Here is a 15602-nt window from a genome sequence, read left to right as displayed (position 1 = left end):
ATTCTCCGTTCTGCGATCTGGTAACGGAAGATACTGGATCAGGAGTTGGACGTCATGGCAACCACCCCGAACAATCCGCTGGGCCTGGACGGCTTCGCTTTCTGCGAATTCACGACGCCCGAGCCCGACATGCTGGCCCGTCAGTTCGACATGATGGGCTTCGTGCCCACGCATCGTCACCCGGAAAAGGCGATCACCCGATACAAGCAGGGCCGCATCACCCTGCTTCTCAACGCCGAAGCAGAAGGGCAGGCCTCCGAGTTCCGCGCGGAACACGGCCCCTCGGCCAGCGGCATGGGCTTCTACGTCGCCGATCCCGCCGAGGCATTCGATCACGCGGTCGCTGGCGGAGCCACAGCGGTCGATGCGACGCGCGGCTGCCTGACGCCGGACGCCAAGGCGATCGAGGGCATCGGCGGCAGCTACCTCTATCTCGTCAAGGCGGGCAGCGACCTGTTCGGTGAGTGGAACGAGATCGCGGGCTGGCAGCACGCCGAGGCGGAGAATAACGTCGGCCTCGACCTGCTCGATCACCTGACCCACAATGTCCGTCGCGGCGAGATGCGGACTTGGTCGGGCTTCTATTCCAAGCTATTCGGCTTCGAGGAACAGAAGTATTTCGACATCAAGGGCAAGGCAACGGGCCTGTTCAGCCAAGCGATGATCGCCCCCGACAAGGCGATCCGCATCCCCCTGAACGAAAGCCAGGACGAGAAGAGCCAGATCGAGGAATTCATCCGCGAATATAATGGCGAAGGCATCCAGCATCTCGCGCTGACCACCGACAATATCTACGAAACCGTCGAGAAGCTGCGCGCGCGCGGCGTCCGGTTGCAGGATACGATCGAGACCTATTACGAACTGGTCGACAAGCGCGTGCCGAACCATGGCGAGGACCTGGAGCGGCTGCGCAGGAACCGCATCCTGATCGACGGCAATGTCGGCGAAGAGGGCATCCTGCTCCAGATTTTCACCGAAAACATGGTCGGTCCGATCTTCTTCGAGATCATCCAGCGCAAGGGCAATGAGGGCTTCGGCAACGGTAATTTCCAGGCGCTGTTCGAGAGCATCGAGCTGGACCAGATTCGGCGCGGCGTCATCACGGTGGATGCGTAAGCATCCATCGATGCGCGCACGAAGGTGCGCGAGCAAGCCCGGCCAGCGCGGCCGAGCCAGCGCATAAGGCGCGGCTTGGCCGCGTCTGACGCGCTGGCGTGTTGTGGAGAGGAAAAGAGATGACGACATCCTACATCCCCGGCTTCGGCAACCACGTCGCGACCGAGGCGGTCCCCGGCGCCCTCCCCATCGGCCGCAATTCGCCGCAGCGCCCGGCTTACGGCCTCTATGCCGAGCAACTCTCCGGCACCGCGTTCACCGCGCCGCGCCACGAAAACCGCCGTTCCTGGCTCTATCGCCTGCGCCCGACCGCGGAGCATCCGCCGTACGAGCCCTATGACGGCGCGCCGCGCTTCGCGCCCGGCACCTCCGACAGCCCCCTTCCCCCGAACCGCCTGCGCTGGGACCCGGCCCCGATGACGCCGCCGGGCACCGACTGGATCGACGGGATGACGACGATGCTCGCCAACCGCGATCCGGCGGATCTGGAGGGTGTCGCGGTCCATGTCTATGCCTGCAACCGCAGCATGGAGCGCGTCTTCGTCGATGCCGATGGCGAACTCGTCTTCCTGCCGCAATCGGGCCGCTTGGTCATCCTGACCGAGCTGGGCCGGATCGACATCGCGCCGGGCCAGATTGCGCTGGTTCCGCGCGGCGTCCGCTTCCGCGTCGAACTGCCCGATGGCGAGGCGGCGGGCTATGTCGCGGAAAACCATGGCAGCTTGTTCCGCCTGCCCGATCTAGGCCCCATCGGCGCGAACGGGCTGGGCAATCCGCGCGATTTCGAGACGCCGGTCGCCTGGTTCGAGGATCGCGACGCGCCGACCCAGGTGGTCCAGAAGTTCCTCGGCTCGCTCTGGACGATGACGCTCGACCACAGCCCGCTCGACGTGGTGGCGTGGCACGGCAATCTCGCGCCTTGGCGATACGACCTGGCGCACTTCAACACGATCAACACGGTCAGCTTCGATCATCCCGACCCCTCGATCTTCACCCTGCTGACCTCACCCAGCGACGTGCCGGGCCGGGCCAATGCCGATCTGGTCCTGTTCCCGCCCCGCTGGATGGTGGCGGAGGACACGTTCCGGCCGCCCTGGTTCCACCGCAACGTCATGTCGGAGGCGATGGGCCTCATCACCGGGGCCTATGACGCCAAGGCGGAGGGCTTCCGACCCGGCGGGCTGTCGCTGCACAATCTGATGGCGGGCCACGGCCCCGACCTCGCCAGCTGGCAGGGGGCGAGCAACGCGGAGCTGAAGCCGCACCGGATCGAAGGCACCATGGCGTTCATGGTGGAGAGCTGCTGGCCCTATCGCCCGACGACCCATGCGCTGTCGCACGCGCAGCTCGATTATGATGCGGTGTGGAAGGACTTCCCCAAGGCCAAGCTGCCATCATGAGCCTGACGCTCCACGGCTATTGGCGGTCGAGCGCAGCCTATCGCGTGCGGCTGGCGCTGGCGCTGAAAGGGCTGTCCTATGACAGCGTCGCACATGATTTGCGTATCGGTGCGCAGCGCGCGGTCGAGTACCGCGAGCTCCAGCCGCAGGAACTGGTGCCGGTGCTGGAAGGGCCGGACGGCCCGCTCATCCAAAGTCCCGCCATCCTTGAATGGCTGGAGGAACGCTATCCCGATCCGCCGCTACTCCCCGCCGACAGCGCCGGGCGCGCCATGGTGCGCGCCATGGCCGCGATCGTGGCCTGCGACATCCATCCGATCAATAATTTGCGTGTCCTGACCATGCTCCGTCAGGACATGGCGGCGGACGAAGCTGCGATCTGCCGCTGGATCGCGCGTTGGGTGACGGAGGGCCTCGCCGCGCTGGAGTCGCTGATCGAACGGCACGGCGCGGGCTATGCCTATGGCGATACGCCGACGCTCGCCGACTGCCATATCCTCCCGCAAGTCTATAACGCCCAGCGGTTCGCGGTCGACCTGTCCCCCTTTCCCCTGGTCGTCGCAGCAGCCCAGCGCCTACGCGACCGCGTGCCCGAGGCATCGCCCGAGGTTCAGGGCGACGCGGCATGAGCGACGAACGCCTGACCGCTACGCCAGCCGGGATCAGGCTCGGCCCGCTCGATACCATCGCCGACGGCGCGGCGCGCAACTTCGTTCTCCAGATGCGGGCGGGCCGTTTTCACGGCTTCATCGTGCGGCGCGGCGAAGTGGTCCGAGGCTATGTCGACCGCTGCCCCCATATGGGCCTGCCGCTGGCGCAGGAACTCGACGCCTATCTGACCCCGGATGGGTCGCGGATCGCCTGTTCCTGGCACGGCGCGATCTTCGACGTGGGTGACGGCCAGTGTCTGGGCGGCCCCTGTATGGGACAGCGTCTAACGCCCTGGCCGGTCATGGTGCGCAATGGAGCAATCGTTACGGCGTGACGGCCGTGACCTCGGCATGGGCGATCGCCTGCAACCGGCCGATGAGACGCGGCTCCAGCCCAAGATCGATCCCCGCCTTTTCCTGCTCGCCCAGTCGCCGGACGTCGAAGCCGGTGATCTTCCCGAAGATGACCAGCGCTTCCAGATAATAGCCCGCCGCGCTGGCGTGATACTGGTCCCAGGTCCACAGATCGACCTGCCCGAAGGCGATGCCGTCATAGGGATTGGAATCGGCGACCCGCTCCGCCCAGGCCCGGTTCCATGCCTGCCCGACCGGGATCGTGCCCGAGATTTCGGGATAGCGCCGCACGGCATAGGTGTTGCCCGCCGCCAGATCGTCCGCCATCGCCGTGATCGGCCTGCCCCGCCACGGGCTGGCGGTACGATAGGTCAGGTCCGCGCGGCTCCAGGTGGATACCAGTTCGACGCGGACGCGCGGATTGGCCCGGCGTAGCATGGCCGTCAGCAGTCCGGCCGCCTCGGCATGACGGACCGGGTCGCCCGGCCGCTGCGGATCGAGCGTGCTATAGCCCTGAAGCACGACCACGTCCCAGCGACGATCGATCTCGCTGCGCTTGTGCTCGTAATGAAAGGCCAGATCGCGGCCGCCCGCCGTTTCCAGGCTGACTTGCCAGTCCTGCCCCGCCTCTTCGGCAAAGGTCTTGAACAGCGCGGGCACGCCGCCGATCCCTTCACGGTTGAGATCACGGACCAGATCGGGGCGATAGCGCATGACCGGCGAGTTTGCGCCGAAGGTGAAGCTGTTGCCGACGAACAGGATCGATTCGGCTGCCGCCGGAGCCGCCCCCGTCAACGCCACCGCCATCAGGGTCCATCGTCCAAAACGCCTACTCATGCTCGTTCCCTGATCCTCGTCATGGTCCCTTTTGACCGATGCCCCGACCCGTTCGCAACCCGCCAGTTGATCACAGGGCTTATATACCCTATACCCCTATCCATTATGGCTCATGTAACGACCAGCAAGGAAAAGATCATCGCCCGCGTCCGGCGGATCGCGGGACAGGTTGCGGCGATCGAGCGCTCGGTCGTGGCCGATGCCGATTGCGCCGAAACGTTGCATCTGGTCGCTGCGGTCCGGGGTGCGGTGGCGGGGTTGATGGACGAGCTGGTCGAGGATCACCTCCACGCCCATGTCGCGGCCCCCGGCCTGTCCGACGAGGAACGAACCGCCGCCGCCGCCGAGCTGGCCAAGTTGCTCCGCCGCCATTTCCGCTGACACCGCCGACCGAGGACGTTTCGCCGTGACCACTCCCGCAAACATGCACAGCCATGATTATCTGGGCCACGCCCATGACGAGAATGCGCGCCGCACCCGCCTGGTCGTGTGGCTGTCCACGGGCATGATGGTCGGCGAGATCGTCGCGGGCTATCTGACCGGATCGATGGCACTGCTGGCCGACGGTTTCCATATGGCGACCCATGTCGGCGCCCTAGGCATCGCGGCGATCGCCTATTCCTATGCCAAGCGCCATGTCGCCAATCCGCGCTATAGCTGGGGCACCGGCAAGGTCGGGGAACTGGCGGGCTTCGGATCGGCAATGGTGCTGGGGCTGGTGTCGCTGGGCATCGCCTATGAATCGATCATGCGCCTTGCCGATCCGCACGCGGTCGCGTTCGGCGACGCGATTTTCGTCGCCGTGCTCGGCCTGCTGGTCAATATCGCGAGCGCCTGGTTGCTCGGCCATGGACATAGCCATGGGCACGGCCACGATCATGGGCACGGCCACGATCATGGGCATGGGCATGGGCATGGGCATAGTCACGCTCACGGCCATTCGCACGATCACCACGATCATTCGCAGGACCGCTATGGCGGCGACACCAATATGCGGGCGGCCTATATCCATGTGCTGGCCGATGCGCTGACCTCGGTCATGGCGATCCTGGCGCTGGTAGCGGGACGCTATCTGGGCTGGGTCTGGCTCGACCCGGCGGTCGGACTGCTCGGCGCGGCGGTGATCGCAAACTGGTCGGTGGGCCTCATGCGTCAGGCCGCAACCGTCCTGCTCGATGCCGCCGATCCCAAGCTCGCCGGCCAGGTTCGCGAGCGCGTGGAAGCGCCCGGCGACCTGCGCATCCATGACTTCCATATCTGGCGGATCGGCCCCACCGCCCACGCCGTTGTCTTGTCGGTCGAGGGCGTCGGCACCACGCTGACCAGCGCGGCCATCCATCAGCGGCTCGACGGCATGACAGCGCTCGGCCACGTCACGATCGAAATCCGCTAACTCCTTGTTGAAGAAGCCATGTTAGGAAGCGCAGCATGAGAGCGCTGCAACTTCTGGCCGGAGCGATCCTTCTGGGCGCAGTGGGCAGCGGCGTGATGCTCGCCCGCCACGCCTCTCGCGAGGAAGCGCCAAAGCTGGTTGTTGCGGCACCCCGCCCCGCCGCCCCTCCCCTGACGCCGGTTCCGGCACCCTCACCCTCCCCCACGCCAGCCCCCTTCGTCGTGCGCCGTATCCTCGACCTGAAAGGGCCGTTGAAGCACGGCGATTTCGTGTGGGACGAAAGCGGCGCGCCCAGCGGGCCAATCGTCATCACCGTCGATCTGACGGCGCAGGTCGTCTCCATCTTCCGTGACGGCTATGAGATCGGCACGGCGGCGATCATCTACGGCGCGGACAATATGCCGACGCCGCTGGGCGTATTTCCCATCCTCCAAAAGGATGCCGATCACGTCTCCAACCTCTACGACGCGCCCATGCCGTACATGCTGCGCCTGACCAATGACGGCGTCGCGATCCACGCCAGCGACGTGCGCTACGGTAACGCCACCCATGGCTGTATCGGCGTGCCCACCGGCTTCGCCAAAAAGCTGTTCGCCGCGACCAGCCTGGGTGACCGGGTGATCGTGACGAGCGGCAAGACGATGGCGCTAGGCCAGTCCATCCTGGGCTGACCTGTTCCCAAGAAATTTACCCGCGACCGCTTGCCAAATTCCTGCCGCTTGAATAGGCAGCATCGCACCGCGGGTGTAGCTCAATGGTAGAGCAGCAGCTTCCCAAGCTGAATACGAGGGTTCGATTCCCTTCACCCGCTCCACCATCATCGCTGATTATCGACGACTGTCTCAGGCGCGGTAATAGTCCCTGTACCAGGCGACGAACCGCTTCAGTCCCTCGGTCAGCTCGACCTTGGGGGCATAGCCGGTCAGGGCGTTCAGTTTCGATACATCGGCATAGGTCGCGGTCACGTCGCCCGGCTGCATCGGCTTCATGATCTTGACGGCCTCACGGCCCAGCGTCCGCTCCAGCGTGGAGATCATGTCCATCAGGCCGACCGGCTGGCTGTCGCCAATATTCAGGATGCGGTGGTCGCCCCGCTCCGGCGGATGGTCGAGCGCGCCGGTGATGCCGTCGACGATGTCGTCGATATAGGTGAAATCGCGTGCCATCCGGCCTTCGCCGAAAATCTCGATCGGTTCTCCGCTCAGGATTTTGCGGGTGAACGAGAAGTAGGCCATGTCCGGCCGTCCCCAGGGACCATAAACGGTAAAGAAGCGCAGCCCCGTCTGCGGAAAGCCATAGAGCGTCGCATAGGATTGGCTCATCAACTCGCAGGACCGCTTGGTCGCAGCATAGAGCGAGACCGGCGAAACCGAGGGTTCGTCCTCGCTGAACCCCTGCCCGCCCATCGGCTTGTCGCCATAGACCGAACTGGACGAGGCATAGACGAGATGGACGAAGCCCGGCTGATGGCGGCAGGCTTCGAGAATGGCCAACTGCCCGCCGACATTGGAACGCTCATAGGCGAAGGGGTGGTCGATGCTGTGTCGAACCCCTGCCTGGGCCGCCAGATGAACGACGCGGGTCACGCCCTGCTCGCGCAGCAGGGCCGCGACGGCCTGCGCATCCGCCACGTCCATCGTGCGGAAGGAAAATCCGGGGATGCCCTCCAGGCTGGCGAGCCGGGCTTGTTTCAGCGCCGGATCGTAATAGGCGTTGAGATTGTCGATCCCGATGACCGTCTCGCCACGCGACAACAGGCGATGCGCGGTGGCCTGACCGATAAAGCCTGCCGCGCCGGTGACGAGGATGGGAGCCGACATCGGCTTTAACCTGCCACGACTGCGCCGAGGCGGAAAATCTGTGTCATCCCCATCATTTCACTGCGCATCCGAAACCCCTCCACCTTCATCGGCCACAGAGACGGAAAGGCCCGCCCTGATGACCTGTCGTTATGCGGTTAGTCTTGAAAAAGTACGAAAATGCGAGACATCGCCCGCGTCAGATACCGCCTGCGATGACGCTCCGCCCATCGGCTTCCAGCGCCTCGGTCAGATCGCGCAGGCAGGCATCCACCTGCGCCGCATCGGGGCTTCGCACGACGAAATTGGCGCCGGTGCGGCCTTCGCGGAAGAAGGGGTAGCTCCCGATCGCGACGCCCTCATGGGTCTTCTCGGCATGGCGCAGCAGCTCGGCAACTTCGCTTTCGCCCACCCAGCAGCCGATGGTGCCCGACACGACCGGCCGACCGCCTTCCAGCGTGCCGGTCAGAGCGTCGAGCATCCCCGCCGTGATATGCGGCACCCCCGCCATGATGAAGATGTTGCCGATGCGAATGCCCGGCGCGCCGGACACGCGATTGGGGATCAGCGAAGCGCCCTCCGGCGTGCGCGCCATCCGTGCCCGCGCCGCACTGACGCCGCCGCGCGTGGTGTAATAGTCCTCCAGGATCGCCCGCGCCTCGGGATGCTCGATTACCGGCACGCCCAGCGCCTCGGCAATCGCGTCGACGGTGATGTCGTCATGCGTCGGCCCGATGCCGCCCGTCGTGAACAGATAGTCGTTGCGCGCGCGCAGCGTGTTTACCGCCTCCGCGATCGCATCGGTCCGGTCGGCGACGACCCGCACCTCGGCCAGCCGGATCCCCTGCACGTTCAACCATGTGGCGAGCTGCGCGATGTTGCGATCTTGCGTCCGGCCCGAGAGGATTTCGTCGCCGATGACAATAAGCGCGGCGGTCCAGATACGCTCGGATGGGGTCGCGGTTTCCATGCGCCCGACATAGCCTCGCAAAAACGGTCGCGCCACGCTATATCGCCGTCATGACCGATTATGTGACCGTTTCCGCCGACGCGCCTCAGGGGCGGACCGGCGCGATCAAGCTCTGGGGCCGCGAGGCGTTCGACGGGATGCACAAGGCCGGCCGCCTGGCCGCCGAGACGCTGGACATGCTCGTCCCGCATATGGTGCCGGGCGTCACCACGGCGGAGATCGATCGCCTGATCCACCAGTTCATTCTGGAACGCGGCGGCGTGCCCGCGACGCTGGGCTATCGTGGTTATACCCATTCGACCTGCATCTCGATCAACCATGTCGTCTGCCACGGCATTCCGTCCGAGAAGACGTTGAAGTCGGGCGATATCGTCAATGTCGACGTGACCCCGATCGTCGATGGCTGGCATGGCGATACCAGCCGCATGTACCTGATCGGCGACGTGCCGCTGAAGGCGCGCAAGCTGGTCGAAGTCACCTATGAATGCCTGATGCTGGGCATCGAGCAGGCCAAGCCCGGCAATCATATGGGTGACGTGGCCCATGCCATTCAGCAGCATGCCGAAAAGCATCGTTACGGCGTGGTCCGCGATTTCTGCGGCCATGGCCTGGGCCTGTTGTTCCACGACGCGCCTGAGGTCGTCCATGTCGGCCGCCCCGGCACCGGTCCCGAGCTGAAGCCCGGCATGATCTTCACTATCGAGCCGATGATCAATATCGGCCGGCCCGACGTGAAGCTTCTCGACGATGGCTGGACGGCGGTGACGCGCGACCGCTCGCTCTCGGCGCAGTTCGAGCATTCGATCGGCATCACCGAAGAGGGCTGCGAAATCTTCACGCTCAGCCCGGCGGGCTATACCCAGCCACCGTATAGCTGAGCCGATGCTGCTGGGCGCGATCCGGGTGGCGGCGCGCGACCGTGCCCGACTGGCCGAGGTGATCGCGACCGCCTCGCGCTTCGGGCTGGACGTGTTGCTGGCTCGGCTCGGGCGCGATCCGGCGCGGCGCGATCCGGACGCTCTGCCCTTCGATCTGCCTGCCCGCACGCGGCAGGCGATGGAGGCGCTGGGGCCGGTCTGGGTCAAGCTCGGCCAGATCCTCGCGACCCGCGCCGATCTGTTGCCGCCCGAATGGATCGCCGAACTCGAACAGCTCCACAGCGCCGCGCCCCGCCTGCCCTTCGCCGATTTGCGTGCGCAGGTCGAAGCGGCGCTGGGCGAGCCGCCAGAAACCGCCTTCGCCCGGTTCGATCCCGAGCCGCTGGCCGCCGCCTCGATCGCGCAGGTCCACCGCGCGGCACTTGCCGATGGGACCGAGGTCGTGCTGAAGATCCGCCGCCCCGGCATTCGCCCGGTGATGGAGGCGGACCTCCGCCTGCTGACGCAGTTGGCCGCAATGGTGGAGGCGACCAATGCCGAAGCGCGCCGCTACGGCGCGGTGCGGATGGTCCGCGAACTGGGTCGCGACATTCTCGAAGAACTCGACTTCACCAATGAAGGCCGCAACGCCGACCGGCTGCGCGAAGATTTTGCGGGCGACGCGCGCGTGGTGGTGCCGACGATCCACTGGGCGCAGACCTCCGAGACGCTGCTGGTGATGGACTTCATCGAAGGCGTTCCGCCGCGCAACGCGGCCCTCCTGCGTCAGGCCGGGATCGATCCGGCGGCCATTGCGTCGGCCGGGGCGGACATCGTGCTGAACATGACGCTCATCAACGGACGCTTCCACGGCGATCCGCATCCGGGCAATCTGCTGTGCCTGCCCGGCAACCGTATCGCCATGCTCGACCTGGGGCTGATCGGCCATGTTTCCCCGCGTCGGCGCGAGGAGGTCATCGCCTTTACCCAATCGATCGCGAACAGCGACCCGGCCTTGCTGGCGGAAACGCTGAAGAACTGGTCGCAAACCGATGATATTCTTCCCGAACGTTTCCAGGCGGTCGCCAACCGGCTGGTCGCACGGCATGGCGGCGGCGCGCTGCGGCTGGCGGCAATTCTGGGCGACATCTTCCCGGTGCTGCGCGAAGAACGGATCGTCCTACAACCCGACATGCTTCTACTGTTCAAGGCGCTCATCACCATCGACGGCGTGTTGAGCGGCATCCAGCCCGACTTCGACCTGTCGGCCGCGCTTCGCCGGGCAAGCATGCGAATCGTCGAGGCCCGTCTTGCCCCCGAACGCTGGACGAGACGAGCGACCGCCCTGGCGCTGGAGCTGGACCGGCTGGGCGACGACCTGCCCCGCCTGATCCGGGCGACGACACGCAAGCTGGAAAGCGAGCAGGCCGTCGTTTCGACCGGCGGTATCGAAGCGGCGATCCGCACCGGCGCTGGTTGGATCGCGGCTGCGCTGGCGCTGTCGGGCATCGCGATCGCGGCGGCGATGCGGCTCGGTTAGTTCAGCCGCTTGAGCTGATCGCCCAAGCCAAAAGGATAACGGCGATATTCCTGGCGCCAGTCCACGCCCGCTCGCTCCAGCATCTCTGCTTCTATCGTGCCGTAAACGTACAATGCGCCGCGTTTCCAGACCTTGAAGCCCTGCTCGCGCACCGCCCGCAGGCTCGTCGCAAGCCCCCTCCAGCGCTCTACCGCATCGTCGCGCATGGCCGCATCACCCTGCCGGGCCAAGGTCAGTTCGGTCCAACGCGCGACGCCTTCCTGCCCGACCTGAAATTCATAATAGCGCCGGTCCATCGGACTGACCTTCGCCAGCGCCGCCTCGCGCGCCGCCACATAGGCATGCGTCGCCGCACGCCGCTCCCGCGGCGACTTGGCTTCCAGAAAGGCGAGACCAGCATCCCCCATCGCCAAAAAGGCCGCTCCGACTTGAGGGTCGGCATAAGGGAACGGATAGTTCAGCATCCAGCTGCCATTGGTCGAGCCAGCGCTCAATCCCAATGACGCGACGGCGTGGGCATAGCCCGGCATATGCCACTGATAGAGATGGAATGCCTCATGGAGAACCGTGGCCTTCCAATAGGCCGGGGTCATTTCCAGGGCCTTGGGATAACCGATCGCGATCGTCTCCCCACCCGGAAAGAAATCGGCGGCGGAGGAGAGGTCGATAGCCAATTTGCGAGGTCGGATCTGCAACGAACATTTCGTCCGTGGATCACGCCCGGCACGCGTGAAACCCTTGACCACGCCGTGGCAAAACAGGGTTTCCTGCTCCGGCCCGATCAGGACCAGGTCCAATGGCACCCTGTCGAAACCCGGCCAAAGACGGTTTCCTGCCCCTCGATAGAGATGCTGCACCTCCGCCAGCATCACTCGCTCCGGCTCGGGCGGCAGTTCAGCCCCGGCCAGAGCCAAGCCCGTCATCATCGCCAGGATCATCGCGCCACCCCCATCGCCTGTTGCCCCTGGCGATCATGACGCGTCTCGCGCAACAGCGATAGTGACGAACCCGCGACAGCGCGTTAAAGGCGCGGGCCATGACCGAGATCACGCCCCAGATCGTCGCCGACCACGGCCTGTCCGAAGAAGAATATCAGCGCGTCCTGACCGCGCTGGGCCGCGAGCCGAACCTCGTCGAGCTTGGCATCTTCTCGGTGATGTGGTCCGAGCATTGCAGCTACAAGTCGAGCCGCATCCACCTGAAGAAGCTGCCCACCGAAGGGCCTCAGGTCATTTGCGGTCCGGGCGAGAATGCGGGCGTCATCGACATCGGCGACGGCCAGGCCGCCATCTTCAAGATGGAGAGCCATAACCACCCCTCGTATATCGAGCCCTATCAGGGTGCGGCGACGGGCGTCGGCGGCATCCTGCGCGACGTATTCACCATGGGCGCGCGTCCGGTCGCGAACCTGAACGCGCTGCGCTTCGGGCGGCCTGACCACCCCAAGATGCGTCACCTGATCTCGGGCGTGGTTCATGGCATCGGCGGTTACGGCAACTGCGTCGGCGTGCCGACGGTCGGCGGCGAGGTGAACTTCCATCCGGCCTATGACGGCAACATCCTGGTCAATGCGATGACGGTCGGCGTCGCCGATCAGGACAAGATCTTCTATTCGGCCGCCAGCGGCGTCGGCAATCCGATCGTCTATGTCGGATCCAAGACCGGCCGCGACGGTATCCACGGCGCGACCATGGCCTCGGCCGATTTCGGCGAGGATGCGGACGCCAAGCGCCCGACCGTGCAGGTCGGCGACCCCTTCACCGAGAAGCTGCTGATCGAGGCCTGCCTCGAACTCATGGCGTCGGACGCGATCGTCGCCATCCAGGACATGGGCGCGGCGGGCCTGACCTCGTCGTCGGTCGAGATGGCCTCAAAGGGTGGCGTCGGCATCGAACTCATCATGGACGACGTGCCCCAGCGCGAAGAGGGCATGACGGCGTATGAGATGATGCTGTCGGAGAGCCAGGAGCGGATGCTCATGGTGCTGAAGCCCGGCCGTGAGGATTTTGCAGAGGCCATCTTCCGCAAGTGGGAGCTGGACTTCGCGGTCATCGGCCATGTGACCGAGACCGGCCGCATGGTCCTGCGCCACAAGGGCGAGATCGTGTGCGACATTCCGCTTGGCCCGCTCGCCGATGACGCGCCGCTCTACGACCGTCCGCACGTACCCACGCAGGTTCCGGCCGCGATCACCTCGCCGGGCTGCACGGACCCGGCGGCGGACCTGCTCAAGCTGATGGGCTCGCCCGACATCGCTTCCCGCCGGTGGATCTGGGAACAATATGACCATATGGTCGGCGGCGATACGGTGCAGCGCCCCGGTGGTGATGCCGCCGTGGTCCGCGTCCACGGCACGCAGAAGGGTCTCGCCATGAGCACCGACTGCACCCCGCGCTATTGCTATGCCGATCCGGTGACCGGCGGCATGCAGGCCGTGGTCGAGACGTGGCGCAACATCACGGCGGTCGGCGCCAAGCCGCTCGCCATCACCAATTGCCTCAACTTCGCCAACCCGCAGCGCCCCGAGATCATGGGCCAGATCGTCGGTTGCCTCGAGGGCATGAGCCAGGCGTGCCGTGCGTTGGATTACCCGATCGTGTCAGGCAACGTCTCGCTCTATAACGAGTCGAAGGCGACCGGCGGCGGCTCGGCGATCCTGCCGACGCCTGCGATCGGCGGCGTCGGCCTGATGGCGGACTGGTCCAAGTCGGCGACCGTCGCCTTCAAGGGCACCGGCGACGTCATCGTCCTGATCGGCACGCCCAAGGGCGAGATCGGCCAGTCGCTGTGGCTGCGCGAAGTTCATGGCATCGAGGGCCGCGACGCGGGTCCGCCTCCGTCGATCGATCTGGATGCCGAGCGCCGCACCGGCGATCTGGTCCGCGAGGCGATCAACGCCGGTCACCTGACCGCCGTGCACGATGTCTCGGACGGCGGCATTGCGGTGACGGTCGCCGAGATGGCGCTGGCGGGCAATATCGGCGCGCTGATCCAGTTCCCGGAAACGGGAGAGGCCTGCCGCCAGCTCTTCGCCGAGGATCAGGGCCTGTACATCGCCACGGTCGAGGACACCGCGCTGATGGACTTCCTGGCGAACGCGCACCAGGCGGGCGTCGAGGTCGAGCGCATCGGGCGCACGGCGGGCAGCCGCCTGATCTTCGAGCGCGAGGACGGCGACTTCGTCGTGGCGCTCGACGATCTGCGCCGCGCGCATGAGGGCTTCTTCCCCGCGCTGATGGGCGCGGACGCCGCCCTCGCCTAAATCTCTGCCGGAGCCTCGGCCGCGTGCCGAGGCTCCGCGCAGTGGCGCAGGATCGCATAGCCGATCGCCGCCGCCAGCACCGAGGCCAGCAGCACCCCCAGCGACGCCGCCTCGCGCATCTCGCCATCGCCAAAGGCCAGTCCGGCGATGAACAGCGAGATGGTAAAGCCGATCCCGGCCAGCGCGCCGACGCCCACCACCATCGGCCATGTCACCTGATCGGGCCGCCGGGCCAGACCCATCGCACTCGCTGCCCAGGTAAAGATCAGGAAGCCCAACGGCTTGCCGACCACCAGTCCCAGCACGACGCCCATGACCAGCGGGCCGCCGATCATCGACAGCAGATCACCCGAGATGTGGATGCGCACGTTCGACAGCGCGAACAGCGGCAGAACGACATAATTGACCCAGGGCGTCAGCACCTCGATCAACCGGCTGCTTGCCTCACGCGTGGCCGACGCCATTTCATGGAGATAGCCCAGCCGCTCCTCGGCGCGTTGGCGATGCCGATGCTCCTCCTCGCCATCATCGGCTTCTTCCGCCGCATCGTGCGCGTCGCGGAACTCGTCCACCCGTCGCTGTACCCGCCGGGCGAAGACATGCTGCTCCAGCCGGGGCTGCACGGGCACGGTCAGGCCGATCAGCACACCGGCGATCGTTGCATGAATTCCGGACTCCAGCACGCCGCCCCAGATGACCAAAGCAAGCAGCACATAGGGCACCGACGACACCCAACCGATCCTGCGAAGCCCGATAATTCCCGCCAGCGCCACCCCCGCCACCATCAAGCCCCAGGGGTCGATCGCGCCGCTATAGGCGAAGGCGATGACCAGCAATCCGCCGACATCGTCCACCGCCGCGAAGGCCAGCATTGTCGCACGCAATCCCGCCGGCAACCGGTTGGCGAACACGGCGATCAGCGCGAGGCCGAAGGCGGTGTCGGTGGTAATGACCGTACCCCAGCCCGGCTGCGCAGGCGTTCCGCCCGCAACCGCCAGATAGAGCGCGACCGGCACCAGCATTCCGCCCACCGCTCCCGCCAGGGGGAACGCCGCCGTACGCCAATGGGCCAGCGGGCCGGTCGCCATCTCGCGCTTCACGTCTGCACCAACGATCACGAAGAACAGCGGCAACAGGGCGTGGTCGATCCATTCGGCCAGTCGGTGCGACACCTCGCTCACACCGAAACCGATGGTGACGGGCGTGTCCCAGAAACGCTCGAAGGCCGTCGCCCAGGGGCCGTTGGTCATCGCGAGCGCCAGGATCGTCGCCAGCAGCAGCGGCCCGCCCGTCACCTCCCGTCCGGCAAAGAACGGCTCGATCTGACGCAGGAAAGCGGACGCAGCGGGCGAGTGATGCGCGCGGGCGGTGGCGCGGCCGGTCAGGCGAGGCGATAATCCCATGATATCGCAATGCTTCGCTTC

Annotated in this window: 15 protein-coding genes and 1 tRNA gene; 11 read left to right on the top strand and 5 right to left on the bottom strand. The window is 65.9% G+C overall.

The window, feature by feature from the left end; all coding sequences use genetic code 11:
* Positions 1 to 54 precede the first annotated feature (54 nt).
* The 4 genes from hppD (at position 55) to KV697_RS01885 (ending at position 3501) form a co-directional block, all read left to right on the top strand.
* The gene (gene hppD / locus KV697_RS01900; RefSeq protein WP_219019867.1) at positions 55 to 1116 is read left to right on the top strand and encodes a 4-hydroxyphenylpyruvate dioxygenase; all 1062 of its coding nucleotides are present in this window, start codon (positions 55 to 57) and stop codon (positions 1114 to 1116) included.
* A gap of 119 nt (positions 1117 to 1235) precedes the next feature.
* Positions 1236 to 2516: a homogentisate 1,2-dioxygenase gene (gene hmgA, locus KV697_RS01895; protein WP_219019866.1), complete on the top strand. Its 1281-nt coding sequence runs from the start codon at positions 1236 to 1238 to the stop codon at positions 2514 to 2516.
* Positions 2513 to 3145 (top strand): maleylacetoacetate isomerase, encoded by a 633-nt coding sequence (maiA, locus tag KV697_RS01890; RefSeq protein WP_219019865.1) that lies wholly within the window; start codon positions 2513 to 2515, stop codon positions 3143 to 3145. The genes hmgA and maiA overlap by 4 nt, the downstream gene beginning before the upstream one ends.
* On the top strand, positions 3142 to 3501 hold the full coding sequence (locus tag KV697_RS01885) for a Rieske (2Fe-2S) protein (protein WP_219019864.1): 360 nt from the start codon (positions 3142 to 3144) through the stop codon (positions 3499 to 3501). Before maiA ends, KV697_RS01885 begins: the two co-directional genes overlap by 4 nt.
* Here KV697_RS01885 and KV697_RS01880 read toward each other — a convergent pair.
* Positions 3491 to 4357 (bottom strand): PEP-CTERM sorting domain-containing protein, encoded by an 867-nt coding sequence (locus KV697_RS01880; RefSeq protein WP_257575540.1) that lies wholly within the window; start codon positions 4355 to 4357, stop codon positions 3491 to 3493. The genes KV697_RS01885 and KV697_RS01880 overlap by 11 nt on opposite strands.
* A 105-nt stretch (positions 4358 to 4462) precedes the next feature.
* On the opposite strand from KV697_RS01880, the gene KV697_RS01875 reads away from it, so the two are divergent.
* The 4 genes from KV697_RS01875 to KV697_RS01860 all read left to right on the top strand — a co-directional run bounded on the left by KV697_RS01875 (position 4463) and on the right by KV697_RS01860 (position 6564).
* On the top strand, positions 4463 to 4738 hold the full coding sequence (locus KV697_RS01875) for a metal/formaldehyde-sensitive transcriptional repressor (protein WP_058716587.1): 276 nt from the start codon (positions 4463 to 4465) through the stop codon (positions 4736 to 4738).
* Positions 4739 to 4781: 43 nt separating this feature from the next.
* Positions 4782 to 5750: a CDF family Co(II)/Ni(II) efflux transporter DmeF gene (gene dmeF / locus KV697_RS01870; RefSeq protein ID WP_219021179.1), complete on the top strand. Its 969-nt coding sequence runs from the start codon at positions 4782 to 4784 to the stop codon at positions 5748 to 5750.
* A gap of 35 nt (positions 5751 to 5785) precedes the next feature.
* Positions 5786 to 6421, top strand: a complete 636-nt coding sequence (locus tag KV697_RS01865; RefSeq protein WP_257575539.1) for a L,D-transpeptidase family protein — start codon at positions 5786 to 5788, stop codon at positions 6419 to 6421.
* Positions 6422 to 6490: 69 nt separating this feature from the next.
* Positions 6491 to 6564: transfer RNA gene (locus KV697_RS01860), tRNA-Gly, on the top strand.
* A 28-nt stretch (positions 6565 to 6592) separates the two neighbouring features.
* Here the strand turns inward: KV697_RS01860 and KV697_RS01855 are convergent.
* Together KV697_RS01855 and KV697_RS01850 are read right to left on the bottom strand one after the other, a co-directional pair.
* Positions 6593 to 7570, bottom strand: a complete 978-nt coding sequence (locus KV697_RS01855; RefSeq protein WP_219019863.1) for an SDR family NAD(P)-dependent oxidoreductase — start codon at positions 7568 to 7570, stop codon at positions 6593 to 6595.
* Between the two features lie 178 nt (positions 7571 to 7748).
* A complete protein-coding gene (locus KV697_RS01850; RefSeq protein WP_219019862.1) occupies positions 7749 to 8519 on the bottom strand; it encodes a competence/damage-inducible protein A in 771 nt (256 codons plus the stop codon).
* 50 nt (positions 8520 to 8569) lie between these two features.
* Here KV697_RS01850 and map point away from each other — a divergent pair, with 50 nt between their 5' ends.
* Both map and KV697_RS01840 read left to right on the top strand, forming a co-directional pair.
* On the top strand, positions 8570 to 9397 hold the full coding sequence (gene map, locus KV697_RS01845) for a type I methionyl aminopeptidase (protein WP_219019861.1): 828 nt from the start codon (positions 8570 to 8572) through the stop codon (positions 9395 to 9397).
* Positions 9398 to 9404: 7 nt separating this feature from the next.
* The gene (locus tag KV697_RS01840) at positions 9405 to 10916 is read left to right on the top strand and encodes an ABC1 kinase family protein (RefSeq protein WP_219021177.1); all 1512 of its coding nucleotides are present in this window, start codon (positions 9405 to 9407) and stop codon (positions 10914 to 10916) included.
* Here the strand turns inward: KV697_RS01840 and KV697_RS01835 are convergent.
* A complete protein-coding gene (locus KV697_RS01835) occupies positions 10913 to 11854 on the bottom strand; it encodes a hypothetical protein (RefSeq protein ID WP_219019860.1) in 942 nt (313 codons plus the stop codon). The two genes, KV697_RS01840 and KV697_RS01835, sit on opposite strands and share 4 nt — an antisense overlap.
* Before the next feature lie 98 nt (positions 11855 to 11952).
* On the opposite strand from KV697_RS01835, the gene purL reads away from it, so the two are divergent.
* A complete protein-coding gene (gene purL, locus KV697_RS01830; RefSeq protein WP_219019859.1) occupies positions 11953 to 14178 on the top strand; it encodes a phosphoribosylformylglycinamidine synthase subunit PurL in 2226 nt (741 codons plus the stop codon).
* Here the strand turns inward: purL and nhaA are convergent.
* Entirely contained in the window at positions 14175 to 15581 is a 1407-nt protein-coding gene (gene nhaA / locus KV697_RS01825) for a Na+/H+ antiporter NhaA (protein ID WP_219019858.1), read from the bottom strand. The two genes, purL and nhaA, sit on opposite strands and share 4 nt — an antisense overlap.
* Between the last annotated feature and the right edge of the window lie 21 nt (positions 15582 to 15602).

The sequence above is a fragment of the Sphingomonas sanguinis genome (assembly GCF_019297835.1).
GTDB classification, from domain to species: domain Bacteria; phylum Pseudomonadota; class Alphaproteobacteria; order Sphingomonadales; family Sphingomonadaceae; genus Sphingomonas; species Sphingomonas sanguinis_D.
The sequence above is the reverse complement of the archived record's forward strand: the minus strand, read 5'-3'. Positions and strand labels throughout refer to the sequence as shown.